This window comes from Burkholderia sp. BCC0397, from assembly GCF_902832865.1.
Lineage (GTDB): Bacteria > Pseudomonadota > Gammaproteobacteria > Burkholderiales > Burkholderiaceae > Burkholderia.
On the sequence record NZ_CADFDL010000001.1, the window covers coordinates 502,956 to 526,321 of the forward strand.

Annotated in this window: 22 protein-coding genes; 16 read left to right on the plus strand and 6 right to left on the minus strand. The window is 64.9% G+C overall.

Annotated elements, in window-relative coordinates:
* Nucleotides 1-3 precede the first annotated feature (3 nt).
* Together HWX03_RS02355 and HWX03_RS02360 are read left to right on the plus strand one after the other, a co-directional pair.
* Nucleotides 4-840, plus strand: coding sequence for an ABC transporter permease (locus tag HWX03_RS02355; protein WP_165752767.1), 837 nt, complete (start codon nt 4-6; stop codon nt 838-840).
* 378 nt (nt 841-1,218) lie between these two features.
* A complete protein-coding gene (locus tag HWX03_RS02360; RefSeq protein ID WP_175870094.1) occupies nt 1,219-2,637 on the plus strand; it encodes an MFS transporter in 1,419 nt (472 codons plus the stop codon).
* Between the two features lie 63 nt (nt 2,638-2,700).
* Here HWX03_RS02360 and HWX03_RS02365 read toward each other — a convergent pair whose 3' ends face one another.
* Nucleotides 2,701-4,434, minus strand: coding sequence for a S53 family peptidase (locus HWX03_RS02365; RefSeq protein WP_175870095.1), 1,734 nt, complete (start codon nt 4,432-4,434; stop codon nt 2,701-2,703).
* A 648-nt stretch (nt 4,435-5,082) separates the two neighbouring features.
* Here HWX03_RS02365 and HWX03_RS02370 point away from each other — a divergent pair.
* The 7 genes from HWX03_RS02370 (at nt 5,083) to HWX03_RS02400 (ending at nt 9,552) form a co-directional block, all read left to right on the plus strand.
* Nucleotides 5,083-5,406: a metalloregulator ArsR/SmtB family transcription factor gene (locus tag HWX03_RS02370; protein ID WP_175870096.1), complete on the plus strand. Its 324-nt coding sequence runs from the start codon at nt 5,083-5,085 to the stop codon at nt 5,404-5,406.
* The gene (locus HWX03_RS02375; protein ID WP_175819202.1) at nt 5,406-5,837 is read left to right on the plus strand and encodes an SRPBCC domain-containing protein; all 432 of its coding nucleotides are present in this window, start codon (nt 5,406-5,408) and stop codon (nt 5,835-5,837) included. The genes HWX03_RS02370 and HWX03_RS02375 overlap by 1 nt, the downstream gene beginning before the upstream one ends.
* The gene (locus HWX03_RS02380) at nt 5,834-6,268 is read left to right on the plus strand and encodes a DUF1801 domain-containing protein (protein WP_175870097.1); all 435 of its coding nucleotides are present in this window, start codon (nt 5,834-5,836) and stop codon (nt 6,266-6,268) included. The genes HWX03_RS02375 and HWX03_RS02380 overlap by 4 nt, the downstream gene beginning before the upstream one ends.
* 583 nt (nt 6,269-6,851) lie before the next feature.
* Nucleotides 6,852-7,733: an NmrA family NAD(P)-binding protein gene (locus HWX03_RS02385; RefSeq protein WP_175870098.1), complete on the plus strand. Its 882-nt coding sequence runs from the start codon at nt 6,852-6,854 to the stop codon at nt 7,731-7,733.
* 30 nt (nt 7,734-7,763) lie between these two features.
* Nucleotides 7,764-8,138, plus strand: coding sequence for a hypothetical protein (locus tag HWX03_RS02390; protein WP_175870099.1), 375 nt, complete (start codon nt 7,764-7,766; stop codon nt 8,136-8,138).
* 69 nt (nt 8,139-8,207) lie between these two features.
* Nucleotides 8,208-8,921, plus strand: a complete 714-nt coding sequence (locus tag HWX03_RS02395; protein ID WP_175870100.1) for an SDR family oxidoreductase — start codon at nt 8,208-8,210, stop codon at nt 8,919-8,921.
* 169 nt (nt 8,922-9,090) lie between these two features.
* Nucleotides 9,091-9,552: a MarR family transcriptional regulator gene (locus tag HWX03_RS02400; RefSeq protein WP_175870101.1), complete on the plus strand. Its 462-nt coding sequence runs from the start codon at nt 9,091-9,093 to the stop codon at nt 9,550-9,552.
* Between the two features lie 331 nt (nt 9,553-9,883).
* Here HWX03_RS02400 and acnA read toward each other — a convergent pair whose 3' ends face one another.
* The 5 genes from acnA to HWX03_RS02425 all read right to left on the minus strand — a co-directional run bounded on the left by acnA (nt 9,884) and on the right by HWX03_RS02425 (nt 17,052).
* Nucleotides 9,884-12,601 (minus strand): aconitate hydratase AcnA, encoded by a 2,718-nt coding sequence (gene acnA / locus HWX03_RS02405; protein ID WP_175870102.1) that lies wholly within the window; start codon nt 12,599-12,601, stop codon nt 9,884-9,886.
* 52 nt (nt 12,602-12,653) lie between these two features.
* The gene (locus HWX03_RS02410) at nt 12,654-14,105 is read right to left on the minus strand and encodes a bifunctional 2-methylcitrate dehydratase/aconitate hydratase (protein WP_175870103.1); all 1,452 of its coding nucleotides are present in this window, start codon (nt 14,103-14,105) and stop codon (nt 12,654-12,656) included.
* Nucleotides 14,106-14,127: 22 nt separating this feature from the next.
* Nucleotides 14,128-14,643 (minus strand): hypothetical protein, encoded by a 516-nt coding sequence (locus tag HWX03_RS02415; RefSeq protein ID WP_089427962.1) that lies wholly within the window; start codon nt 14,641-14,643, stop codon nt 14,128-14,130.
* Between the two features lie 230 nt (nt 14,644-14,873).
* Entirely contained in the window at nt 14,874-15,881 is a 1,008-nt protein-coding gene (locus HWX03_RS02420) for an aldolase/citrate lyase family protein (protein ID WP_175870505.1), read from the minus strand.
* A gap of 184 nt (nt 15,882-16,065) precedes the next feature.
* Nucleotides 16,066-17,052, minus strand: a complete 987-nt coding sequence (locus HWX03_RS02425) for a malate dehydrogenase (protein WP_006479357.1) — start codon at nt 17,050-17,052, stop codon at nt 16,066-16,068.
* A gap of 288 nt (nt 17,053-17,340) precedes the next feature.
* Here HWX03_RS02425 and HWX03_RS02430 point away from each other — a divergent pair, with 288 nt between their 5' ends.
* The 7 genes from HWX03_RS02430 (at nt 17,341) to gltA (ending at nt 23,276) form a co-directional block, all read left to right on the plus strand.
* Nucleotides 17,341-18,165: a GntR family transcriptional regulator gene (locus HWX03_RS02430; protein ID WP_174390595.1), complete on the plus strand. Its 825-nt coding sequence runs from the start codon at nt 17,341-17,343 to the stop codon at nt 18,163-18,165.
* Between the two features lie 168 nt (nt 18,166-18,333).
* Nucleotides 18,334-18,750, plus strand: coding sequence for a succinate dehydrogenase, cytochrome b556 subunit (gene sdhC / locus HWX03_RS02435; protein ID WP_175819206.1), 417 nt, complete (start codon nt 18,334-18,336; stop codon nt 18,748-18,750).
* Nucleotides 18,751-18,753: 3 nt separating this feature from the next.
* On the plus strand, nt 18,754-19,122 hold the full coding sequence (gene sdhD / locus HWX03_RS02440; protein WP_006487767.1) for a succinate dehydrogenase, hydrophobic membrane anchor protein: 369 nt from the start codon (nt 18,754-18,756) through the stop codon (nt 19,120-19,122).
* A 3-nt stretch (nt 19,123-19,125) separates the two neighbouring features.
* Nucleotides 19,126-20,901: a succinate dehydrogenase flavoprotein subunit gene (sdhA, locus tag HWX03_RS02445; RefSeq protein WP_175870104.1), complete on the plus strand. Its 1,776-nt coding sequence runs from the start codon at nt 19,126-19,128 to the stop codon at nt 20,899-20,901.
* 21 nt (nt 20,902-20,922) lie between these two features.
* Nucleotides 20,923-21,624: a succinate dehydrogenase iron-sulfur subunit gene (locus HWX03_RS02450; protein WP_059237255.1), complete on the plus strand. Its 702-nt coding sequence runs from the start codon at nt 20,923-20,925 to the stop codon at nt 21,622-21,624.
* Nucleotides 21,625-21,635: 11 nt separating this feature from the next.
* Nucleotides 21,636-21,908, plus strand: a complete 273-nt coding sequence (locus HWX03_RS02455; RefSeq protein WP_006754979.1) for a succinate dehydrogenase assembly factor 2 — start codon at nt 21,636-21,638, stop codon at nt 21,906-21,908.
* Between the two features lie 66 nt (nt 21,909-21,974).
* Nucleotides 21,975-23,276 carry a citrate synthase gene (gene gltA, locus HWX03_RS02460; protein WP_174433532.1) on the plus strand — a complete coding sequence of 434 codons (1,302 nt, stop codon included), beginning with the start codon at nt 21,975-21,977 and terminating at the stop codon, nt 23,274-23,276.
* The last annotated feature ends 90 nt before the right edge of the window (nt 23,277-23,366 follow it).

Here is a 23,366-nt window from a genome sequence, read left to right on the forward strand (position 1 = left end):
ACCATGAAACTCGCCAGGCCGCTGTTCGCGCCGCACATGTCGTTCGTCGAGCGCGCGTGGTACGTCGCGCTGCGCGTGCTCGTCGTGCTGACGCTGCTGTACCTGATCCTGCCGGTGCTCGCGATCGTGCCGCTGTCGTTCTCGTCGAGCACGTTCCTCGTCTATCCGATTCCGGGCTTCTCGACGCGCTGGTACGAGAACCTGATCGCATCGGACGAGTGGCGGATGGCCGCGAAGAACAGCTTCATCGTCGCGCCGTCGGCGACCGTCGTCGCGACGGTGCTCGGCACGCTCGCGGCCATCGGCCTGACGAAGGCCGACTTCCGCGGCAAGGGGCTGCTGATGGCCGTGCTGCTGTCGCCGATGATCGTGCCCGTCGTCGTGGTCGGCGTCGGCATGTACCTGTTCTTCGCGCCGCTCGGGCTCGCGAATACCTACACGGGGCTGATCGCCGCGCACGCGGCGCTCGGCGTGCCGTTCGTCGTGACGACAGTGGCCGCGACGCTGCAGGGCTTCAACCAGAACCTCGTGCGCGCGAGCCTGTCGCTCGGCGCGAATCCGGTCACGACGTTCTTCCGCGTGACGCTGCCGGTGATCGCGCCGGGCGTGATGTCGGGCGCGCTGTTCGCCTTCGCGACGTCGTTCGACGAAGTGGTCGTCACGCTGTTTCTCGCGGGCGCGGACCAGACGACGCTGCCGCGCCAGATGTTCACGGGCATCCGGGAGAACATCAGCCCGACGATCGCTGCGCTCGCCACGATCCTGATCATCTTCTCGACGAGCCTGCTGCTCGCGCTCGAATGGTTGCGCGGCCGCAATGCGCGGCGTGCGGTGACCTGACCTGATCCGACTTGACGCGACGGCGCGACGGCGGTGCACGCATGCCACGCATCGGCGCATTGCCGATGCGTGGTGTCGCCAGCAGACGCGGCCGGGCCGGCCGCTGGCGCCGACACGACGAAGCTGGGCGCGAGCCCGAAAGGCCGCGCGGCAGCCGCCGGATCGTCGATCGTTGTGCGCTCAACGATGCCGCGCGCAAGGCACGGCATCTCACAAGCTTTCGTTTCGCTGACTGACGTGGCGGCCGCCTGCAGGTTTGATGCGGCTCTGCAACAATACGGATCGCGGTAACGCGCGCGCCGGCCTTGCCGTCCGGCACGCCCGTCGCCGCGCCGCTCAATCCGCGACGCCGCGCGTCGCTCGTCAGCCGAGCCCATCTTGTCCGAATTCGCTTCCCCCGCCGGCGCGCACGAGCCGGCCGTCAACTGGCGCGCGATGTCCGCCGTGCTGCTGGCCGTCGCGCTCGCGACGCTCGACACCGCGATCGCGAACACCGCGCTACCCGCGATCGCTGCCGACCTGCACGCGTCGCCGGCCGCGTCCGTATGGATCATCAACGCGTACCAGCTCGCGATGGTCGCGACGCTGCTGCCGTTCGCGTCGCTCGGCGACATCGTCGGCCACAAGCGCGTGTATGTCGCCGGGCTGGCGGTGTTCACGCTGGCGTCGCTCGGTTGTTCGCTCGCATCGACGCTGCCGATGCTGACGGCCGCGCGCATCGTGCAGGGCTTCGGCGCGAGCGCGATCATGAGCGTCAACGTCGCGCTGATCCGCGGCCTGTTTCCCGCGCACCGGCTCGGGCGCGGCGTCGGCTTCAACGCGCTCGTCGTCGGCGTGTCGTTCGCGGTCGGGCCGACGATCGCGTCGCTGATCCTGTCGGTGGCCGCGTGGCCGTGGCTGTTCGCGGTGAACGTGCCGCTCGGCGTGTTCGCGCTCGCGGTGGCGATTCCGTCGCTGCCGCAGACGGCGCGCGGCAAGCATGCGTTCGATCCGGTTGCCGCGCTGTTCAACGTGATCACGTTCGCGTCGCTGATCTTCGCGCTCGGCGAATTCGCGCAGCGCGGGCCGCTCTCGGTCGTGTTGGCGGCGGCCGCGGTGGCATTCGCGTTCGGCTGGCTGCTGATCCGCCGCCAGGCCGGACACCCGGCGCCGATGCTGCCGGTCGACCTGTTCCGCCGGCCCGTGTTCACGCTGTCCGCGCTGACCGCCGTATGCGCGTTCGCCGCGCAGGGGCTCGCGTTCGTGTCGCTGCCGTTCTATTTCGAAACCGTCCTGCATCGCAGCGCGGTCGAAACGGGGTTCCTGATGACGCCGTGGTCGGCGATCGTCGCGCTCGCCGCGCCGATCGCGGGGCGGCTGTCGGATCGTTATCCGCCCGGGCTGCTCGGCGCGATCGGCCTTGCGTTGCTGAGTGCGGGCATGGTGTCGCTCGCCGCGCTGCCGGTGTCGCCGGGCGTCATCGATATCGGCTGGCGGATGATGCTGTGCGGCGCGGGCTTCGGCTTCTTCCAGTCGCCGAACCTGAAGGCGTTGATGTCGAGCGCGCCGCCCGAGCGCAGCGGCGGCGCGAGCGGGATCATCGCGACCGCGCGGCTGATCGGGCAGGCAACGGGCGCGGCGCTGGTTGCGCTGTCGTTCGGCATCGCGGGGCGCCACGGGCCGACGCTTGCGTTGATGCTCGGTGCGGGTTTCGCGGGCGCGGCGAGCGTCGCGAGCGGGCTGCGGCTGTTCGCGCCGTCGCATCGGGCCGGCGCGCCGGTCGTGTCGGAGCGCGCGAAGGAGCCGGCGACGGAGTAGCGCGCGGGACGGTCACCACCGGCGCGCGGCAACCCTCGCCGCGCGCCGGTCTTCATGCATCGCTCAGAACCCGCCCGACTTGATCAGCTGGTTGAGGTTCGCGATGTTCAGGCTGCCGAAGCCGGTCGTCAGATCCCAGCCGGTGCCGGCCGTATAGCCATACCCCTGATAGCCGTTGTTGCCCGACACGACGTCATAGCGCACGAGCGACGGATGCGACGGAATGTCCGCATAGAAATTGGCGGCCGGGAAGCCGAGACCCGTGCCGTTCGCCGCGAGCAGCCGCGCCCAGAAGCCCGTGAAGATCGGGGCGGCGAGGCTCGTGCCGCCGATCTGCTGCAACTGGCCGTAGTTGTAGATGTATGCGCCCGTGCTTTGCGCGGCATCGAACGCGACGTCCGGCAACCGGCGATTGCTGCCCGACTGCCACGACGGCGCAGGCAGGATCGTGCTGACGCCGCCGCCCGTCGCCCACAGCTTGCCGTTCGAATCGAGCCCTTCGTTCCACACCGTCTCGTTCGAGAACGCGCCGGCCGACGTCGTGTAGAGCGTCGTGCCGCCGATCGCGAGCACGTGCGGCGACGAAGCCGGCCACGACACCGTGTAGTTCGAGCCGTCCGGATAGCCGCGGTTATTGCACTCGTACACGCCTTCGTCGCCCGATGACACCGAGAACGTCTGGCCTTGCGCGGCCGCCGTCGTGAAGATCTGCTCCTCGGCGTCGAGCGTGCCGTCCGCGTTCGCGTCGGTTTCGCACCAGCCGAGCGAGACGTTGATCACCTTCGCGGTGTTGTCCGATACCGCGCGGTTGAACGCCTGCGTGAGGCCCGTGTTGCCGGCGGCGTTGAGGTCCGCCATGTAGAACACCAGCTTGCCGACCTGGCCGCCGGCCGAGCCGACGATCGACTGGCTGTCGAGATCCCATTCGCCCTGGCCGTCCTGGTCGTCGGTGTAGCTGCCGCCCGTGCCGTTGGTCTTTACGGTCTGCGTCGTGACCGTGCCGTAGCCGTTGCTCGACGTGAACTGCTTCAGGTCCTGCAGCGTCTGCGATACGCCGCCGATCGTGATGATGCCGACGGTCACGCCGGCTGCGGTCGGCACGCCGGTCGCGTTGTAGAGGCCCGGAAATTCCTTCGGATAGTGGCCCGTCGCCGTGCCGGCGGCGAGCGCCTGCGGCTTCGCCACGTTGCCGATGCGCAGCATCGGCTGCGCGCGCGCGACACTTTGCAGCCCGAGCACCGAGCCGACGACGTCGCCGAGTGCACGCGGCACCTGCGCGGTCGACGTGTTGGCGAAGCCCGAGCGGCCTGCGTACTGGAAGTGCACGAGCGACGTGTTGAACGCGGTCTTCACCGTGCCGGCCGTGCCGTGCGCGGAGATCAGCAGCCGGTTCGGCGCAACCTCGACGTTCACGAAGCCGCTCTTGTGCAGATAGTCGACGACCGACTTCACCTGCGCATCGGTCGGCGCGTAGTTCGCTAGGAACTGCTCGTGCGTCAGGTACTGACGGTAATGCGCGCTGCCGGGCCGGTTCACGTCGCGCGCCAGTTGCTTGAGCTGCGCGGCGTTGCGCAGCTTCAGGCTGACGACGACGTCGGTCGTCTCGCCGGCCGCGAGTTCGAGCGACGGCGCCGCACTGCGCGCCAGCAACTGCGGGCCGGTCAGAAAGGCCTTCGTATGAGTATCGACCCAATCCGTCGCCGCGTGCGCCGCAGCGGCGGCGAACACGAGCGGTGCCACGCACGCCAGGCGGCGGGGCGACGGAAGGGGAAGGGCAAACCAGGCGTTCCTTTTCATCGGGAGTCCTTTTTTAGGAGAGGCGACGTTACTGGAACCCCCGGCCCTTGTGGGGCCGCGAGCGGTGACGAGCGTAGGGCGTCGGTGCCGTTCGGGTAGCTGCCAGTTTCCATAGCTGTCAGTTCTGACAACGGGGGCGCATGAGTGCGTGCGCCGCGCAGTACGCGCCGGTAGTGACGGGGGCGGTGAGCGGAACCGGTTCGCGGTACGACGGCGCGGCAACGTGCGTCGCTCGCACGCACGAGTCGTTCGTTGCGGCATCGGAATGTGCGCGGTCGTGGACGGGCGCGCCGCGTGGATGCATGGCGTTTGCGTGTCAATGGCTGCACGCCGTATCGCACTATGTGGTCATTGGAAGCGACTCGTCAGGAACGGATTCGCGCATGCACAACAACGGGGCCGGCGGAGCTCGGACGTTTCCCGAACTGTGGAACAGCGCATCGGCCAGTCTTGCAGGCCGCTTTCGGATCGCGCGTCGCCATCGCGGATTAGAGGAAATGCTCGAATCCGGCGTCGGCGCGCGCCGGTGCGCCGCACGCGCCGGTCGCGCAGGATCGACCGACGCGGTTCGCGAAATCCCGCCTTGACGCGCGCCGATCAGCGGATATCCTTCAATCCATAACCATCTGGTTATGTATTTGGGACGATATGCAAAACACTCACGACACGCTTTTCAGGACGCTTGCCGATCCCACGCGCCGCGCGCTTTTCGAGCGGCTGTGCGCGGAGGGCGAGCTGACGGTTGCCGCGCTGACCGCCCATGCGGGCGTCTCGCAGCCGGCCGTGTCGAAGCACCTTGGCGTACTGAAGCAGGCCGGGCTCGTGAATGACCGTCACGAAGGCCGGCAGACGCACTACAGCGCGCAGCCGCAAGCGCTGGCCCCGTTGATCGACTGGACGAGCCAGATGGCAGGTTTCTGGCAGAGCCGGTTCGATGTCCTCGAAGATCTGCTCAAAAGGATGGATCAGTAATGAACCAAGCCACTACCGAAACGCGCTCCGTCGTCGTCGACCGGGAGCTGCCGCATCCGCCGGAGAAGATCTGGCGCGCGCTCACGCAACCGCACCTGATCGAGGCGTGGCTGATGAAGAGCGACTTCGAGCCCGTCGCGGGCCGTGCGTTCAGTTTCCGCGCGGACTGGGGCTCGGTCGACTGCACGGTCCTCACGATCGAGCCGCACCGCGCGCTGTCCTATACGTGGGCGGCCCACGGCCTCGAAAGCGTCGTCACGTGGACGCTCACGCCGACGCCGGCTGGCACGCACCTGCGCATGGAGCAGGTCGGCTTCCGCCCCGACCAGGAGCAGGCATACCGTGGTGCGCAGTACGGCTGGGTACGGTTCTTCGACTCGCTCGAACAGGTGCTGTCGCGTCCTGACGAAGGCACGGAGGCCCGCGCATGAGTGCAACGGACCTCACGCCGTCCGAGCGCATCGATGCGCTGATCGCAGGCATCGCCGACTGGCGCGGCAAGACCTTCGCCGAGCTTCGCCAGACGATCCTCGCTGCCGACGACGGCATCGTCGAGGAATGGAAATGGATGGGCAGCCCCGTCTGGTCATGCGACGGGATGATCGCTGTGGCGAACGCGCACAAGGGCAAGGTGAAAGTGACCTTCATGCACGGCGCGCAGCTCCCCGATCCGGACAAGCTGTTCAACGACGGCCTCGCCGGCAATGCGCGCCGCGCGATCGATCTGTTCGAAGGCGACAAGCTCGACAAGCGGGCGTTGAAGAGTCTCGTGCGCGCGGCGATCGAATACAACCGTACCCATCTGAAGAAGAACGCACGAACCGGCGCGGGTGCGAAAGCGCGAGGCGACAAGGCGGCGTAACGCGCTCACGCAAAAAAGTTCATCGCGGATTGCCGGGGAGCGCGGGGAAGACCGTCGGCGTTCGGCCATCTTCAGCCGGTCACTCGCGCGCTCGGATGGGCACTCAAATGTCGGCTCTACGCATCACGATGGCCCTTCCCCTATCGAGCTCGACCAATCGCATCATCGGCCTTCGGATCGCTAACACTGACCTGCGTTAGCGACAATTTTCGGTTCGAGTATGGCGCGAATCTGGGAACTCTACGTCCTCCTTGATTTCCAGCGCCCTCGCGACGCCGCAGGGAATCACGTCGTCGAATCGAATGATCCCATCCTTTTTTCAAGTCACGCGGATGCGCAACGTCTGGCCATCCTGTGTAAGCAGAGATGATCTCGACGCCTCCAGGCACTTCGTATTGCACGGCACCCGGACAGCCCGCCGATCCGTCGCGGGCAACGCCGCCAGCTCGACAGAGCGTGGTGCTCCTGGAGACGCGAGATTCATCAAGCCCAGCGCAAACCAGAATCCCTTGACATTGAGAGCACATGCTCCTATATTTCGCTCAAGGGAGCATATGCTCTCACTTTCGAATGGAGCGAAGCGATGAACGAGGCTGAAATTCTTGTGAGCGGTGCAACCGGACGGACGGGAGGTATCGCTATCGACGAACTGCTCAAGATGGGCAGACGGGTGCGGGCGTATGTGCGCACAGATGACGATCGGGCGTCCGCGCTGAGGCAGCGCGGAGTCGACATTGCGGTCGGGGACTTTACCGACATCGATGACATCCGCGCAGCCATGGAAGGAATCCGCTCGGCCTATTTTCTTCATCCGATCGCGCCGGGGATCATCGGGGCGGCGGCTTATTTCGCTCAGGCCGCCAAGGAAGCGGGCGTCACGGCGATCGTCAACATGTCGCAGATTTCCGCGCGCCGGGAGTCGACGAGCCACGCAGCACAGGATCATTGGGTATCCGAACGGGTCTTCGATTGGTCCGGCGTTCCGACTACACATCTGCGGCCCACCTTCTTTGCCGATTGGCTCGTCTATCCGCATTTCGCGAAGGAGATCTGGGCCAGCAAGAAGATTGAATTTCCGTTCGGAAACGGCCGTCACGCACCCATCGCCACCGACGATCAGGGGCGGGTCATCGCGCATGTCCTGGCCAACCCCGAAGGTCACGAGGGCAAGACCTACGCGCTCCATGGCCCCGTCGAGATGAACCATACCGAGATCGCCGCCGCGATGAGCGAGGTTCTCGGCGCCCGGATCGAATACGCGCCGACTTCCATCGAGGCATTCCGGATCAAGATGGAAACCCTCTACAAGTTTCCGCCGTTCCTCACGCAGCATCTGGTCGAGGTCGCGCAGAACTACCGCGACGGTATCTTCTCGGGCACCAACGATGCCGTCGAGAAGATCACCGGAAAGCCGGCGCTTTCGGTCCAGCAGTTCGTCGCCAAGAATCGGGCCGCATTCGCATGAACCTGTCCTTAAGCGAATCGAGGTTTGAAAATGTCACACACACAAGATGAGCGTCACCCGTTTCTGGACGATCTGACGGACGACGCAGAGTTGATCAGCTCAGTGTTGCGCGGTCCCGTGATCGGGCGCGACGAAATCCGGCTCGCCGTCAACGCGGTCGGAACCTTCTACGCGTCGCAGTCGCCCACGTTTCTTCAGGCTGTCGGCTCGCGGCTCTTTCTTGAATACGCGGCCGTTCTGACGAGCGGCGAGAAGCTGAGCGCGGTCGTCGTCGTTGACCGCAACGCCGACGGATCGGTGCCGCGAGTCAGCGTGCGGATGAGCCCGCTCGGCGCCGTGCTGACGCTCGCCACCCATTTGCGGGAGGCGCTTTCGACGCAGTTGCCGGAAAAATTTTTTCTTTGAACCGAATGCCCGCAGGCCAGCGACGGAAGTTGAATCCCCCGGCATGCGGTTTTGGAAAAGGAGTTGGTCATGGATGTCAAAAACGCCACTGTCTTCATCACCGGTGCCAATCGCGGCCTGGGCCTGGCTTTCGCACGAGAGGCACGTCGGCGCGGGGCGGCGAAGATATACGCCGGCATGCGCAATACGCGTGATTTCAACGAGCCGGGCATTGAACCTGTCCGAATCGATGTCACGGACAAGGCGTCGATCGCCGAGGCCGCGAAGCTGGCAGCGGATACGACTCTGCTGGTCAACAACGCAGGCATCGCCGCGCTGATCGACGGGCCTCTGGCGGCGGACGTCGAAGCGCAATCAACCCGCCTGTTCGAGACGAACTACTACGGCGTAGTGCGCGTCACGCAGGCCTTCGAGCAGATATTGGTGGCCAAGCCGCATGCCGCCATCATCAACGTGCTTTCCGACATCGTGTGGCTCCCACGGCCCTATCTGACGCCCTATGCCGCGTCAAAGGCAGCAGCGTGGAGTTATACGAACCAGCTTCGCTTTCATCTACAGGCGCGTAGCATTCAGGTTCTCGGCCTGCACGTCGGGTTTGTGGATACTGACCTGACCAACGGCATTGACGTGCCTAAAGCCAGCCCGGAGGACGTCGTGCGACAGGCGTATGACGCCCTCGCCGCCGGCAAGAGCGAGATTATGGCCGACGCGGGGACAGCGGCGCTGAAGCGCACGCTTGCGGATGAGGTACCGGGCTACATCACGCCGCCGGCAGGGCTTTGAACACCGCCGATGACGAGAACCGGATTGGGGAGCCAGACATGAGGCGCGCAGATTACTCTGACGCCAGCGCTTTCGGTGCTGGCTTTCATCGAAAGATACCGGGGTACCCTCGCGTGACGCAATGCGCGTTGCGTTCTGACGATCAACCGAAATAAGGAGTGGAAAACAGATGTTGCCGGTCAACCAGCCGCTTGGCATCGATCAATGCAACTGCTTCGCCGTGAGGAAGGCGAGCAGGCAGATCTCCCGCCTCTACGATAGTTATCTTGAGCCCGCGGGCCTGCGCATCACGCAATTCCTCACCCTGGCGGCGCTGAATGAGGTGGGAAGTGCGGCAGTCAACGCCCTTGCCGAACGGCTCGATATCGAACGGACAGCAATGGGAAAAATGGTTGGCTTCCTGGAACGGGACGGCTTCGTCACGATTAAACCGTCGCCCGCGGACGGCCGAAGCCGCCTGATAGCACTTACCGAGGAAGGACGGCGCCTGCACGAAAGAGCGGCCCCGCTCTGGCGGGAAGCGCAACAGAAATTCGAGCAACTGAACGGTGTGGAAAATGTCACGACACTGCGGGAGGGACTGAGAGGGGTGGTCGTCGGCGACGTGACGATGCATTCATCCAAAGACTGAGCCTTCAGATGAATGGCGGCAACAGCATGAGATCGCGTCTGCCTCGGACGATACGACAGGTCACCGCTCATTCAGCTTCGATCGGATAAAAAGCCGTTCCCGGTCGGTTCGGCGTCGCTGTCGATTGCAAACGCCTGCCCGTGGTCAGAGTCCGTTGGACAGCCTCACGCGGCCATCCCGGTGCTGTATTGGCTAGTGGCGGCTGTGGATCGGCAAGCGACATCCACGAAATTCCACGAAGAACCCAAAAAAAAGCCCGACACGAGGTCGGGCATCCAAATCGGCCGCAACCGCCCGCGAGGCGGCTGCGGCACCTGCAACGGCCGCGCGCTTACGCTGCGAGCAGCGAGCGCAGCACGAACGGCAGAATCCCGCCGTGCTTGTAGTAGTCGACTTCGATCGGCGTATCGATGCGCAGCAGCACCGGCACGCGCTGCGTTTCGCCGTTCTTGCGGTGGATCACGAGCGTGACGTCCTGCTGCGGCTTGAAGTCGTCGCCGAGGCCTTCGATGTCGTACGTCTCTTCACCGGTGATGCCGAGTGACTGGACGCTGTCCGCGCCCTTGAACTGCAGCGGCAGCACGCCCATGCCGACCAGGTTCGAACGGTGGATGCGCTCGAAGCTGCGTGCGATCACCGCCTTCACGCCGAGCAGTTGCGTGCCCTTCGCGGCCCAGTCGCGCGACGAGCCCGTGCCGTACTCCTCGCCCGCGAACACGATGGTCGGCGTGTCAGCCGCGATGTACTGCATGGCCGCGTCGTAGATCGACTGCTGTTCGCCGCTCGGCTGGTGGATCGTCAGGCCGCCTTCGACGCGCGTGCCGTCCGCCTTCACCGGGATCATCAGGTTCTTGATCCGGACGTTCGCGAACGTGCCGCGCATCATCACGTCGTGGTTGCCGCGGCGCGAGCCGTAGCTGTTGAAGTCGGCCTTCTGCACGCCGTTCTCCTTCAGCCACTTGCCTGCCGGCGAGTCTTCCTTGATCGAGCCTGCGGGGCTGATGTGGTCGGTCGTGACCGAGTCGCCGAAGATGCCCAGTGCGCGCGCGCCCTGGACCGTCGGGATCGATGCAGCCGGCTCCATCGAGAAGTCGTTGCCGAAGAACGGCGGCTCGGCGATGTAGGTCGACTTCGGCCAGTCGTAGACCTCGCCCGATTCGCCCTCGATCTTGCTCCACAGGTCGCCCTTCTTGGTCAGCTTCGCGTAGTTGTCCTCGAACTTCTTCGGATCGAGCGCGAACTTGAGCAGCGCGTGGATTTCGTCGCTCGTCGGCCAGATGTCGCCGAGGTAGATGTCGCGGCCGCCCTTGCCCTTGCCGACCGGCTCGGTCATCAGGTCGCGCGTGATGTTGCCGGCGATCGCGTACGCGACGACGAGCGGCGGCGACGCGAGGAAGTTCGCGCGGATGTTCGGGTGGATACGCGCTTCGAAGTTACGGTTGCCGGACAGCACGGCCGCCGCGACGATGTCGTTCTTCGTGATCGCTTCGTTCAGTTCCGGCGTCAGGTCGCCCGCGTTGCCGATACAGGTCGTGCAGCCGTACGCGGCGACTTCGAAGCCGAGCTTCGACAGGTAGGGCAGCAGGCCCGTCTTCGTCAGGTACTCGGTGACGATGCGCGATCCCGGCGCGAGCGAGGTCTTGATCTTCGGATCGACCGTGAGACCGGCCTCGACCGCCTTCTTCGCGAGCAGGCCCGCAGCCAGCAGCACGCTCGGGTTCGACGTGTTCGTGCACGACGTGATCGCGGCGATCAGCACGTCGCCGTTCTTCACGTCGACGCCGTTGCTCGTCGTGTACTGCGTGTTGAGATCGTCCGCCTTCTTCGCGAAGCCGTTCTCCGCGACCGGCTTCGAGAACAGGTCGGTGAACGTCGACTTGACGTGGCCGATCTCGATGCGGTCCTGCGGGCGCTTCGGGCCGGCCAGCGACGGGGCGACCGTCGCCAGGTCGAGCGTCACCGTCTTCGTGTAGTCGATGTCGCCGGCCTTCGGAATGCCGAACAGCTTCTGCGCCTTGAAGTAGTTTTCGAACGCGGCGATTTCGGCCTTCGTGCGGCCCGTGCCTTCGAAGTAGTCGATCGTCTTTTCGTCGACCGGGAAGAAGCCCATCGTCGCGCCGTATTCCGGCGCCATGTTGCCGATCGTCGCGCGGTCCGGCAGCGACAGCGACTTCGTGCCTTCGCCGAAGAATTCGACGAACTTGCCGACGACCTTCTCCTTGCGCAGCATTTCGGTGATCGTCAGCACCAGGTCGGTGGCCGTCACGCCTTCGCGCAGCTTGCCCTTCAGCTCGACGCCGACGACGTCCGGCGTCAGGAAGTACACCGGCTGGCCGAGCATGCCGGCTTCCGCCTCGATGCCGCCCACGCCCCAGCCGACCACGCCGATGCCGTTGATCATCGTCGTGTGGCTGTCCGTGCCGACGAGGGTGTCCGGGTAGTACACGGTGTCGCCGCCGTCCGTCTTCTTGTGGACGCCGCGTGCCAGATACTCAAGGTTCACCTGGTGGACGATGCCCACGCCCGGCGGCACGACCTTGAACGTGTCGAACGCCTGCATGCCCCACTTCATGAACTGGTAGCGCTCGTTGTTGCGCTGGAATTCCAGCTTCATGTTCAGGTCGAGCGCGTCCTTCTGGCGGAAGTAGTCGATCTGGACCGAGTGATCGACGACGAGATCGACCGGGACCAGCGGTTCGATCTTCTTCGGGTTCTTGCCCGTGCGTTCGGCGACGCCGCGCATGGCCGCGATGTCGGCGAGCAGCGGCACGCCCGTGAAATCCTGCAGCACGACGCGCGACACGACGAACGGAATCTCGTCGACGCGCTTCGCGGTCGGCTTCCAGTTCGCGAGCTGCTCGATGTGCTCCTCGGTGATCTTCTTGCCGTCGTAGTTGCGCAGCACGGACTCGAGCACGATGCGGATCGACACCGGCAGGCGTTCGATCTTCGTCTTCAGCTCCTTGCCGAGTTGCGGCAGCGAGTAGAACTTGCCTTTGCCGGAACCGCTGTCGAATTCCTTGAGGGTCTTGTGGAGATTGTGGGCCATGGTGATTTTCCTGGGTTTAAGGCTAGGAAACAAAGAGTCCTGTAGATGACGGCTATATCACATACAAGTCGACGTACTCATCGACCGGCATCGCTTCGAGCTTTGCCTGGTCCAGCGACACGTCGAGAATCGCTTGTTGCTGCTTGGCCGGGAAACGGCGGGCGAGGTTGGTCCGGAATTTATCGACCAGCAGCGGGATGCCGTCTGCACGGCGCCGCCGATGGCCGAGCGGGTACTCGACCGCCACTTCGGCAAGCTTCGATCCGTCCGTGAACTCGATCGTCAGCGCATTCGCGATCGATCGCTTGTCCGGATCGTGATAATCCTTCGTGAACTGCGGATCCTCGACGCACACGGTTTTCGCGCGCAGCGCGTCGATGCGCGGGTCCGCCGCGGCCGAGTCTTCATAGTCGGCCGCGGTCAGCCGGCCGAACAGCAGCGGCACGGCGACCATGTACTGGATGCAGTGGTCGCGGTCGGCCGGATTGGCGAGCGGGCCCTGCTTGTCGATGATGCGGATCGCGGCCGCGTGCGTGCGGATCGTGATCCGGCTGATGTCGTCGGTCGTGCGGCCCGCCGCGGCGAGCTGCGCGTGCAGCTGCAGCGCGGCCTCGGCGGCCGTCTGCGCATGGAATTCGGCGGGGAACGCGATCTTGAACAGCACGTTTTCCATCACGTACGTGCCGTACGGGCGCTGGAAGCGGAACGGCTTGCCGTCGAACAGCACGTCGTAGAAGCCCCAGGTCCTGGCGGTGAGCGCCGACGGATAGCCCATTTCACCCGTTTTCGCGATCAGCGCGAGGCGCACCGCGCGGGACGTGGCGTCGCCGGCCGCCCAGGACTTGCGCGAGCCGGTGTTCGGCGCATGGCGGTAGGTACGCAGCGCATGGCCGTCGACGAACGCGTTGGACACAGCGTTGATCAGCTCGTCGCGCGTGAGCCCGAGCAGCCGGCCGACGACGGCCGTCGACGCGACTTTCACGAGCAGCACGTGGTCGAGCCCGACCGCGTTGAACGAGTTCTCGAGCGCGAGGCAGCCCTGGATCTCGTGGGCCTGGATCATCGCGACCAGCACGTCGCGCATCGGGAGCGGCTTCCGGCCGGCCGCGCGGGCCGTGCGGGAAAGCCAGTCGGCCGTCGCCAGGATCCCGCCGAGGTTGTCGGACGGATGACCCCATTCGGCGGCGAGCCAGGTGTCGTTGAAGTCCAGCCAGCGGATCATCGCGCCGATGCCGAACGCGGCCTGGACGGGATCGAGCTGGAAGGACGTGCCGGGCACCTTCGCGCCGTTCGGCACGATCGTGCCGGGCACGACGGGGCCGAGCAGCTTGGTGCAGGCAGGGTAGGACAGCGCCTCGAGTCCGCATCCGAGCGTGTCGATCAGGCAATGACGCGCCGTCTCCAGCGCGAGCGCGCTGTCGATACCGGCGTTCAGCACGTAGTCGACGATATCGACGAGTACCGTATCCGGAGCAGGGCGGACGTTGGAGACCGGGGCGGACATCGAGGGGCCGGGGGGAACGCGCTTAGTTCGTTGCCGGCTTCAGCTCGTTCGACTGCGTCGGTGCTGCCGTGCCTTGCGCCATTTCCGGCGTCACGCATTCGTCCGCGAGGCGCTCGCCGCCGTTTGCGTCGGAGAACAGCATCGCCTTGGTCGGGATCACGACCAGCTTGAAGCCTGCGGCCGGATCGTAGAACGTGTCGGCGCCCGTCGTCGTGGTCTGACGCGGCAGCTTGTAGTTCTTCTTCGCCCAGTGAACCGTGACGACCTGGTCGCGCTTCATGTCGCCGGCGAGGTCGAACGACAGACCTTCCTTACAGGACCACTTGACCGCGCCGTCCGGTACCGGATCGACCTTGGCCGCTGCGCGCGCCTGCGCCTTCTTGCTGCGCGGGATGATGCGCTTGGCCGGCGCCGGGCGCTTGGCCGTTGCCTTCTTCGCGGTCGTGGTGGCCGTACCCTGGGCAAACGCGCTCGGAGCCGACACCAGCATCGTGGCGGACAAGGCGCCGATGGCGGTAGCGATCAGGAGTTTCTTCATGGAGTCAGAACCTTTCGATAATCAGTTGACAAGGGCCGGCAATCGAAACTGCCGGCCGGTTTGAAACTGCACGCGCCCCGAAAGCGCGCAGCGGCCGCTATTTTCACCTATTTGGCCGCGCATATATCAGGTTTTCGGGCTCCGTTACGTTTTTTGTCGTTTCGCAAACCTCTGTCCGGCTTGCGTCCCGGCGAATGCATGAAACGCGTGTATCGGCCGGCGGCGCGCACTCACGGCGCAGCGCCCGCGGCGGCCGGGCCGAACAGCGGCGCGGCCTCGGCCGGTACGGGCTGGCCGGTGGCCTGCGCACGGCGCAGCACCGACCAGTAATAACGATAACTCGCGCGATCGTGCAGCGTATCACCGTGGCGCGTCGGGCCCCAGTCGGCGGCCTGCGCGGCCAGCAGGATCTCGGCGGCCAGCGTGACTTCGTCGGTACGCGGTGCGAACGCGTCGACGATCGGGCGGATCTGCGCGGGGTGGATGCTCCACATCCGCGTGAAGGCGAACTCGTCGCGCGCGCGGCGTGCGTCGCCGGCGACGACGTTCATGTCGCGCACCTCGGTCGTCACGTTGTGCGACGGCGTCTTGCCGTGCGCGTGACAGGCCGCGGCGATTTCCAGCTTCGCGCGGCGCACGAGCGGGTGGTCGAACTGGCCGGGCGAGCGCATCGCGGCATCGGGAATCGCGCCGTGGTGCGCGGAGACGAAATCCATCAGCCCGAAGCTCAGCGTGCCGACCGTCGGCAGCGCGGCGAGGGCGGCCGCCTGCGCGAGCGCGCCGTGCGTCTCGACCAGCACGTCGGCCGGAATTGGCTGCGCGATGCCGAGCTCGCGGCGCGTGCCTTCGATGAATGCGGTCATTTCGGCCGCGTCGGCGGCGCTCGCGACCTTCGGCAGCGTGATGTAGGCCGGTGCGCGCGCGGCGCGCAGCACGATGCGCACGTCGTCGCGCCAGTGGGGATGGGAAAAGTCGTGGATGCGGACGCCGACGCGGCCGAAGCGGTTCTCGGCGCTGCCGAGCAGATCGGCGACGAGCGCCGCGTGCGCGGCTTCCTGGCCGACGGCCGCGCCGTCCTCGCAGTCGAGCGTGAGGTCGAACACGGGACCCAGTTCGGCCTGCAGCGCGAGCGATTTGCGCATCAGCTTCTCGCTGCCCGCGTAGTGATCGCAGCAGGGCAGGATCGCGGGCGGTGACGCCCCGTCGTACAGCACTTGTGCAGGAGTGAGCGCGGCCATCTCTTCTACGTCAGGGAAGCGGGTCAACGTGGAGAAAATCGGATTCGGGCAGGTTCTGGGCCGGTGCGCGGCGGGCGCGGGGCGGCAAAACGTGCGCGGATCGGATCGATCGGCAGGGCCGGCGGCATGCCGGCCCGTGCCGAAGCCGGACGCCCCGAAGGCCGCCCGGCATGATGCGTGATGCTTAGTTCTTCAGCAGGTGGGCGACGCCATCGCGCTCTTCGAGCAGCTCGGCCAGCGTGCCGTCCATCTTCTCGCGCGAGAACGCGTCGATTTCCAGGCCTTCGACACGCTTGTACTCGCCGTTTTCGCAGGTGACCGGCACGCCGTAGATGATGTCTTCGGGGATGCCGTACGAGCCGTCCGACGGGATGCCCATCGTGACCCACTTGCCGTTCGTGCCGAGCACCCAGTCACGGACGTGGTCGATCGCCGCGTTGGCTGCCGATGCGGCCGACGACAGGCCGCGCGCTTCGATGATCGCCGCGCCGCGCTTGCCGACGGTCGGGATGAACGTGTCGCGGTTCCACACGTCGTCGTTGATCAGCTTCAGCAGCGATTCGCCTTCGGCGGTCGCGAAGCGGAAGTCCGGGTACATCGTCGGCGAGTGGTTGCCCCACACGGCGAGCTTCTCGATCGACGCGACCGGCTTGCCCGACTTGGCGGCGAGCTGCGACAGCGCGCGGTTGTGGTCGAGGCGCAGCATGGCCGTGAAGTTCTTCTTCGGCAGATCCGGCGCCGATTTCATCGCGATGTACGCGTTCGTGTTCGCCGGGTTGCCGACGACCAGCACCTTCACGTCGCGGCTCGCGACTTCGTTCAGCGCAGCGCCCTGAACCGTGAAGATTTCGGCGTTCGCCGACAGCAGGTCCTTGCGCTCCATGCCCTTCGAGCGCGGACGCGCACCGACCAGCAGCGCGACGTCTGCATCCTTGAATGCGACCTTCGGATCGTCGGTGATCACGACGCCGGCGAGCAGCGGGAACGCGCAGTCGTCGAGTTCCATCACGACGCCCTTGACGGCGCCTTGGGCTTGCGGGAGGTCGAGCAGTTGCAGGATGACCGGCTGGTCCTTGCCGAGCAGGTCGCCGTTCGCGATGCGGAACAGCAGGGAGTAAGCGATTTGACCTGCGGCGCCGGTGACGGCAACGCGCTTTGCGGGCTTAGCCATTGAAAATCTCCAGGACGGGTGAAGCGTTGGACGCGAGCGAAAACGCCATTCTATGCGCGTTGTGCGTAGCGTTGCATTGAAGCAGGGCGGAGGACTCGCGATGGCAGACGCGGTGAACCTGGAGACGGCCGTGGCACGTAGCCGGGGACGCGCTGTTGCACCCGCGAACCCTTGCTCGACCGGGAGTGTAGGAGCCGTCACGCGCAAAGTCAAACGGTATCATATGTCTTATATAAGACAGATGTTTTGCGGAAATTGAGTGGACGAAAAAGTGCGGTTTGTGATGAAATGCGCGCCATGACATCGAACCAGGCGAACACCGCGAATCAGACCGGCGCAGGCGGCCCAGGGCAGCCGGGCGCGGGCGATCCCGCAGCCTCGCCCGCGGCGTCCGCGTCGCCGACGTTCAGCCCGTTATACCAGCAGATCAAGTCATTGATCACGCAAAGTCTCGAATCCGGCGAATGGAAGCCGGGCGAGATCATCCCCAGCGAAGTGGAGCTCGCGGCCCGTTACAAGGTCAGCCAGGGCACCGTGCGCAAGGCGATCGACGAGCTGGCCGCCGAAAACCTCGTGGTCCGGCGGCAGGGCAAGGGTACTTTTGTTGCAACGCACAACGAGGATCGCGCGCAATTCCGCTTCCTGCGTCTGCTGGCCGACGACGGCGCCGAGCACCCGCACGTGAGCCGCCTGCTCGAATGCCGGCGCCTGCGCGCGCCGGCCGAGATCGCGCGGCAGCTCGACCTGAAGCCCGCCGATCCCGTCGTGCAGGTGCGCCGCCTGCTGGAATTCGACAGCGAAGTGACGGTGCTCGACGAGATCTGGCTGCCGGGCGCGATGTTCCGCGGGCTCACGTTCGAGCGCCTGAGCGAGTACAAGGGGCCGCTCTACGCGATGTTCGAGACGGAGTTCGGTACGCGGATGATCCGCGCGACGGAGAAGATCCGCGCGGTCGCGGCGGAGCCGGCGGTGGCCGACCTGCTGCACGTGCCGGCCGGCTTCCCGCTGCTGTCGGTCGAGCGCGTGTCCTATACGTACGGGGACCGGCCGGTGGAAGTGCGTCGCGGCTGGTATGTCACAACCGGGTACTACTATCAGAATGACTTGAGCTGACGACGTTCGGCTCAACCGCGTGCATTCGCGTTTCCCACGCTCGCGAAGCACGTTTCGGGCCGCCTTTGTTCTTGTTCGCGCAATTATCCAGAGCAGACTTTCGCTGCAGCGCGATATAAAAAGGCGCTAAAATCGCGGATTAGTGTGACAACATAGTAGGGGTCTAGCATGACTGACGCAGTAAGAAAGCCGAGGCCGGAATACCGGAACATCGGAATCGGCGACATCACGTTGAAATATCGCATGCCGCTGGCTGCGACATTGTCGATTCTCCATCGAGTCAGCGGCGCGCTGCTGTTCCTGTTCCTGCCGTTCCTGCTGTTCCTCTTCGACCAGAGTCTCACCTCCGAGCTCAGCTTCGAAGTCTTCAAGGCTTTCCTCTCCAACATCGTCGTCAAGCTGATCGTCCTCGCATTGTCGTGGGCCTTCTTCCACCATTTCTGCGCCGGCATTCGCCACCTGCTGATGGACGTCAACCACGACGCCGTCACGAAGGAAGGCGGCAAGCGGACGGCCGTCGTCGTCTTTGTCGTCTCGATCGCGCTGACGATCGCCATGGCACTCAAACTGTTCGGAGCATTCTAAGAAATGGCAGCCAATAACCGAATCGGCTCGAAGCGCCTCGTCGTCGGCGCACACTACGGCCTGCGCGACTGGCTCGCGCAGCGCGTCACCGCCACGATCATGGCGGTCTACACGGTCATTCTGCTCGTCCTGTTCTTCGGCGCGCACGATTTTTCGTACGAAGGCTGGGCATCGATCTTCGCCGCGCAATGGATGAAGCTCGCGACCTTCGTGATGCTGCTTTCCCTCTTCTACCACGCATGGGTCGGCGTGCGCGACATCTGGATGGACTACGTGAAGCCCGTCGGTGTGCGCCTGCTGCTGCAATCGCTGACCATCGTCTGGCTGCTCGCATGTGCGGGCTACGCCGCGCAGATTCTCTGGAGAGTGTAAAGAATGGCTGCAATCAAAACTTCCCTCCCGCGCCGCAAGTTTGACGTCGTGATCGTCGGCGCAGGCGGCTCCGGCTTGCGCGCAGCGCTGCAACTGTCGCGCGCGGGCCTGTCGGTCGGCGTGCTGTCGAAGGTGTTCCCGACGCGTTCGCACACGGTGGCCGCGCAAGGCGGTATCGGTGCGTCGCTCGGCAACATGAGCGAAGACAACTGGCACTTCCACTTCTACGACACGATCAAGGGCTCCGACTGGCTCGGCGACCAGGACGCGATCGAATTCATGTGCCGTGAAGCGCCGAACGTCGTGTACGAACTCGAACACTTCGGCATGCCGTTCGACCGCAACGCGGACGGCACGATCTACCAGCGCCCGTTCGGCGGCCACACCGCGAACTACGGAGAGAAGCCGGTCCAGCGCGCTTGCGCGGCCGCCGACCGTACCGGTCACGCGCTGCTGCACACGCTGTACCAGCAGAACGTCGAAGCGAAGACGCAGTTCTTCGTCGAATGGATGGCGCTCGACCTGATCCGCGACGCGGACGGCGACGTGCTCGGCGTGACGGCCCTCGAGATGGAAACGGGCGACGTCTACATCATGGAAGGCAAGACGACGCTGTTCGCGACGGGCGGCGCAGGCCGGATCTTCGCGGCATCGACCAACGCGTTCATCAACACCGGCGACGGCCTCGGCATGGCGGCGCGTTCGGGCATCGCGCTGCAGGACATGGAGTTCTGGCAGTTCCACCCGACCGGCGTGGCCGGCGCGGGCGTGCTGATCACCGAAGGCGTGCGCGGCGAAGGCGGTATCCTGCGCAACGCGAACGGCGAGCGCTTCATGGAACGCTACGCACCGACGCTGAAGGATCTGGCGCCGCGTGACTTCGTGTCGCGTTCGATGGACCAGGAAATCAAGGAAGGTCGCGGCGTCGGTCCGAACAAGGATCACGTGCTGCTCGACCTGTCGCACATCGGCGCCGAGACGATCATGAAGCGTCTGCCGTCGATCCGCGAAATCGCGCTGAAGTTCGCGAACGTCGATGCGATCAAGGAACCGATCCCGGTCGTCCCGACGATCCACTACCAGATGGGCGGCATCCCGACCAACATCCACGGTCAGGTCGTCGGCACGTCGCGCGATCACAAGGAACCGGTCAACGGCTTCTACGCAGTGGGCGAATGCTCGTGCGTGTCCGTGCACGGCGCGAACCGCCTCGGCACGAACTCGCTGCTGGACCTCGTGGTGTTCGGCCGTGCGGCCGGCAACCACATCGTCGAGCACGTGAAGAACCAGAAGGAACACAAGCCGCTGCCGGCCGATGCAGGCGAATACTCGCTGGCGCGCCTCGCGAAGCTCGACAAGTCGACGTCGGGTGAATACACGCAGGACGTCGCGAACGACATCCGCGCGACGATGCAGAAGCACGCGGGCGTGTTCCGCACGTCGGAATTGCTGAAGGAAGGCGTCGACCAGATGGCCGGCCTGGCGGCCCGCGTGGAAAACATCCACCTGAAGGACAAGTCGAAGGTGTTCAACACCGCGCGCGTCGAAGCGCTCGAGCTGGAGAACCTGATCGAAGTGGCCCGCGCGACGATGGTGTCGGCGGAAGCGCGCAAGGAAAGCCGCGGCGCGCACGCGCACAGCGATTACGAACACCGCGACGACGACAACTGGCTGCGCCACACGCTGTGGTACAGCGAAGGCGATCGCCTCGACTACAAGCCGGTTCAAATGAAGCCGCTGACGGTCGAATCCGTGCCGCCGAAGCCGCGCACGTTCTAAGCCGAGTCAAAGGAATCCGAAATGGCAAAACGCATTTTTGAAGTCTACCGCTACGATCCGGACAAGGACGCAGCGCCGCGCATGCAGACGTACGAGCTCGATATCCAGCATGAGCGCATGCTGCTCGACGCACTGGTCAAGCTGAAGGCCCTGGACGAGACGTTGTCGTTCCGCCGTTCGTGCCGTGAAGGCGTGTGCGGTTCGGACGCGATGAACATCAACGGCAAGAACGGTCTCGCGTGCCTGACGAACCTGAACGACCTGCCGCAGAAGATCGTGCTGCGTCCGCTGCCGGGCCTGCCCGTCGTGCGCGACCTGATCGTCGACATGACGCACTTCTTCAACCAGTACCACTCGATCAAGCCGTACCTGATCAACGACGCGCCGCCGCCGGAGAAGGAACGCCTCCAGTCGCCGGAAGAACGCGACGAACTCGACGGCGTGTACGAGTGCATTCTGTGCGCGAGCTGCTCGACGTCGTGCCCGAGCTTCTGGTGGAACCCGGACAAGTTCGTCGGTCCGGCCGGCCTGCTGCAGGCTTACCGCTTCATCGCGGATAGCCGCGACACCGCCACCGGCGAGCGTCTCGACAACCTGGAAGACCCGTACCGTCTGTTCCGTTGCCACACGATCATGAACTGCGTCGACGTTTGCCCGAAGGGCCTGAACCCGACGAAGGCGATCGGCAAGATCAAGGAACTGATGGTTCGCCGCGCGGTTTAAGGCCGGGTGCAATGAGCGACGATTCGCATCAATCCGACCCGCACCGCCGCGCGCGCCTTCGCTGGCGCGCGCGGCGGGGTCTGCTGGAAAACGACATCATTTTCGAGCGTTTCTTCGGCAGATACGAGCATGACCTCACCGATGCAGACGTAGGCGCGTTGTCGCGCCTGCTCGATCTGAGCGACAACGACCTGATGGACTTGCTCCTCGCGCGCAAGGAACCAGAGGGCGACCTAGACAGCCCGGAGATTCACCGGCTGTTGGAGATGCTGCGCAACGTGTAACGCCAATGTGTAACCCGTTGTGCCCGTTATCGAATCCCGTTTCTTTATTTCGATTGAGGATGTGCCATGACTCCGTCTGATGTTAAAGCCACGCTATCGTTCAGCGACAACTCGCCGAGCGTCGAACTGCCGATCTACAAGGGCACGATGGGCCCGGACGTAATCGACATCCGCAAGCTGTACGGCCAGACCGGCAAGTTCACGTACGACCCGGGCTTCATGTCGACGGCAGCTTGTAATTCGGCGATCACGTACATCGACGGCGACAAGGGCGAACTGCTGTACCGCGGCTACCCGATCGACAACCTCGCGCAAAACGCGGACTTCCTCGAAAGCTGCTACCTGCTGCTGAAGGGCGAACTGCCGAACGCCGCGCAGAAGAAGGAATTCGTCGACACCGTCACGAAGCACACGATGGTGCACGAGCAGATGCACTTCTTCTTCCGTGGCTTCCGTCGCGACGCGCACCCGATGGCGGTGCTGGTGGCGGCCGTCGGCGCGCTGTCGGCGTTCTATCACGACTCGCTCGACATCAACGACCCGCGTCACCGCGAAGTGTCGGCGATCCGCATGATCGCGAAGCTGCCGACGCTCGTCGCGATGGCGTACAAGTTCAGCATCGGCCAGCCGTTCGTCTATCCGAAGAACGAACTGTCGTACAGCGCGAACTTCATGCACATGATGTTCTCGAACCCGTGTGAAGAGTACAAGGTCAACGACGTGCTGGTCCGCGCGCTCGACCGCATCCTGATCCTGCACGCCGATCACGAGCAGAACGCATCGACGTCGACGGTCCGCCTGGCCGGTTCGTCGGGCGCGAACCCGTTCGCGTGTATCGCGGCCGGTATCGCGTGTCTGTGGGGCCCGGCGCACGGTGGTGCGAACGAAGCCGCGCTGAACATGCTCGAGCAGATCGGTTCGCCGGACAACATCCCCGAATTCATCAAGCAGGTGAAGGACAAGAATTCGGGCGTGAAGCTGATGGGCTTCGGTCACCGCGTGTACAAGAACTACGACCCGCGTGCGAAGCTGATGCGCGAAACGTGCTACGAAGTGCTGAACGAACTGGGCCTGCACGACGACCCGCTGTTCAAGCTCGCGATGCAGCTCGAGAAGATCGCGCTGGAAGACGAATACTTCGTGTCGCGCAAGCTGTACCCGAACGTCGACTTCTACTCGGGCATCGTCCAGCGCGCGCTGGGCATCCCGACGTCGATGTTCACGTGTATCTTCGCGATGGCACGTACGGTCGGCTGGATCGCACAGTGGAACGAAATGATTGCCGATCCGGAACAGAAGATCGGCCGTCCGCGCCAGCTGTTCGTCGGCGATACGCCGCGCGAAGCGAAGCCGCTCAACGCACGTTAAACCGTGTGCGGCGCGAACGGCCGGCAGGCCGCTCGCGTCGGGCAACGGCAACGCCACGACACCCCGACGGGTCAGCCCGTCGGGGTGTTT

Coding starts and splice junctions, on each gene's coding strand:
- HWX03_RS02355 (WP_165752767.1), top strand. CDS start 4: ATGAAACTCGCCAGGCCGCTGTTCGCGCCGCACATGTCGTTCGTCGAG.
- HWX03_RS02365 (WP_175870095.1), bottom strand. CDS start 4,434: ATGAAAAGGAACGCCTGGTTTGCCCTTCCCCTTCCGTCGCCCCGCCGC.
- HWX03_RS02370 (WP_175870096.1), top strand. CDS start 5,083: ATGCAAAACACTCACGACACGCTTTTCAGGACGCTTGCCGATCCCACG.
- HWX03_RS02375 (WP_175819202.1), top strand. CDS start 5,406: ATGAACCAAGCCACTACCGAAACGCGCTCCGTCGTCGTCGACCGGGAG.
- HWX03_RS02380 (WP_175870097.1), top strand. CDS start 5,834: ATGAGTGCAACGGACCTCACGCCGTCCGAGCGCATCGATGCGCTGATC.
- HWX03_RS02385 (WP_175870098.1), top strand. CDS start 6,852: ATGAACGAGGCTGAAATTCTTGTGAGCGGTGCAACCGGACGGACGGGA.
- HWX03_RS02390 (WP_175870099.1), top strand. CDS start 7,764: ATGTCACACACACAAGATGAGCGTCACCCGTTTCTGGACGATCTGACG.
- HWX03_RS02395 (WP_175870100.1), top strand. CDS start 8,208: ATGGATGTCAAAAACGCCACTGTCTTCATCACCGGTGCCAATCGCGGC.
- HWX03_RS02400 (WP_175870101.1), top strand. CDS start 9,091: ATGTTGCCGGTCAACCAGCCGCTTGGCATCGATCAATGCAACTGCTTC.
- acnA (WP_175870102.1), bottom strand. CDS start 12,601: ATGGCCCACAATCTCCACAAGACCCTCAAGGAATTCGACAGCGGTTCC.
- HWX03_RS02410 (WP_175870103.1), bottom strand. CDS start 14,105: ATGTCCGCCCCGGTCTCCAACGTCCGCCCTGCTCCGGATACGGTACTC.
- HWX03_RS02415 (WP_089427962.1), bottom strand. CDS start 14,643: ATGAAGAAACTCCTGATCGCTACCGCCATCGGCGCCTTGTCCGCCACG.
- HWX03_RS02420 (WP_175870505.1), bottom strand. CDS start 15,881: ATGGCCGCGCTCACTCCTGCACAAGTGCTGTACGACGGGGCGTCACCG.
- HWX03_RS02425 (WP_006479357.1), bottom strand. CDS start 17,052: ATGGCTAAGCCCGCAAAGCGCGTTGCCGTCACCGGCGCCGCAGGTCAA.
- HWX03_RS02430 (WP_174390595.1), top strand. CDS start 17,341: ATGCGCGCCATGACATCGAACCAGGCGAACACCGCGAATCAGACCGGC.
- sdhC (WP_175819206.1), top strand. CDS start 18,334: ATGACTGACGCAGTAAGAAAGCCGAGGCCGGAATACCGGAACATCGGA.
- sdhD (WP_006487767.1), top strand. CDS start 18,754: ATGGCAGCCAATAACCGAATCGGCTCGAAGCGCCTCGTCGTCGGCGCA.
- sdhA (WP_175870104.1), top strand. CDS start 19,126: ATGGCTGCAATCAAAACTTCCCTCCCGCGCCGCAAGTTTGACGTCGTG.
- HWX03_RS02450 (WP_059237255.1), top strand. CDS start 20,923: ATGGCAAAACGCATTTTTGAAGTCTACCGCTACGATCCGGACAAGGAC.
- HWX03_RS02455 (WP_006754979.1), top strand. CDS start 21,636: ATGAGCGACGATTCGCATCAATCCGACCCGCACCGCCGCGCGCGCCTT.
- gltA (WP_174433532.1), top strand. CDS start 21,975: ATGACTCCGTCTGATGTTAAAGCCACGCTATCGTTCAGCGACAACTCG.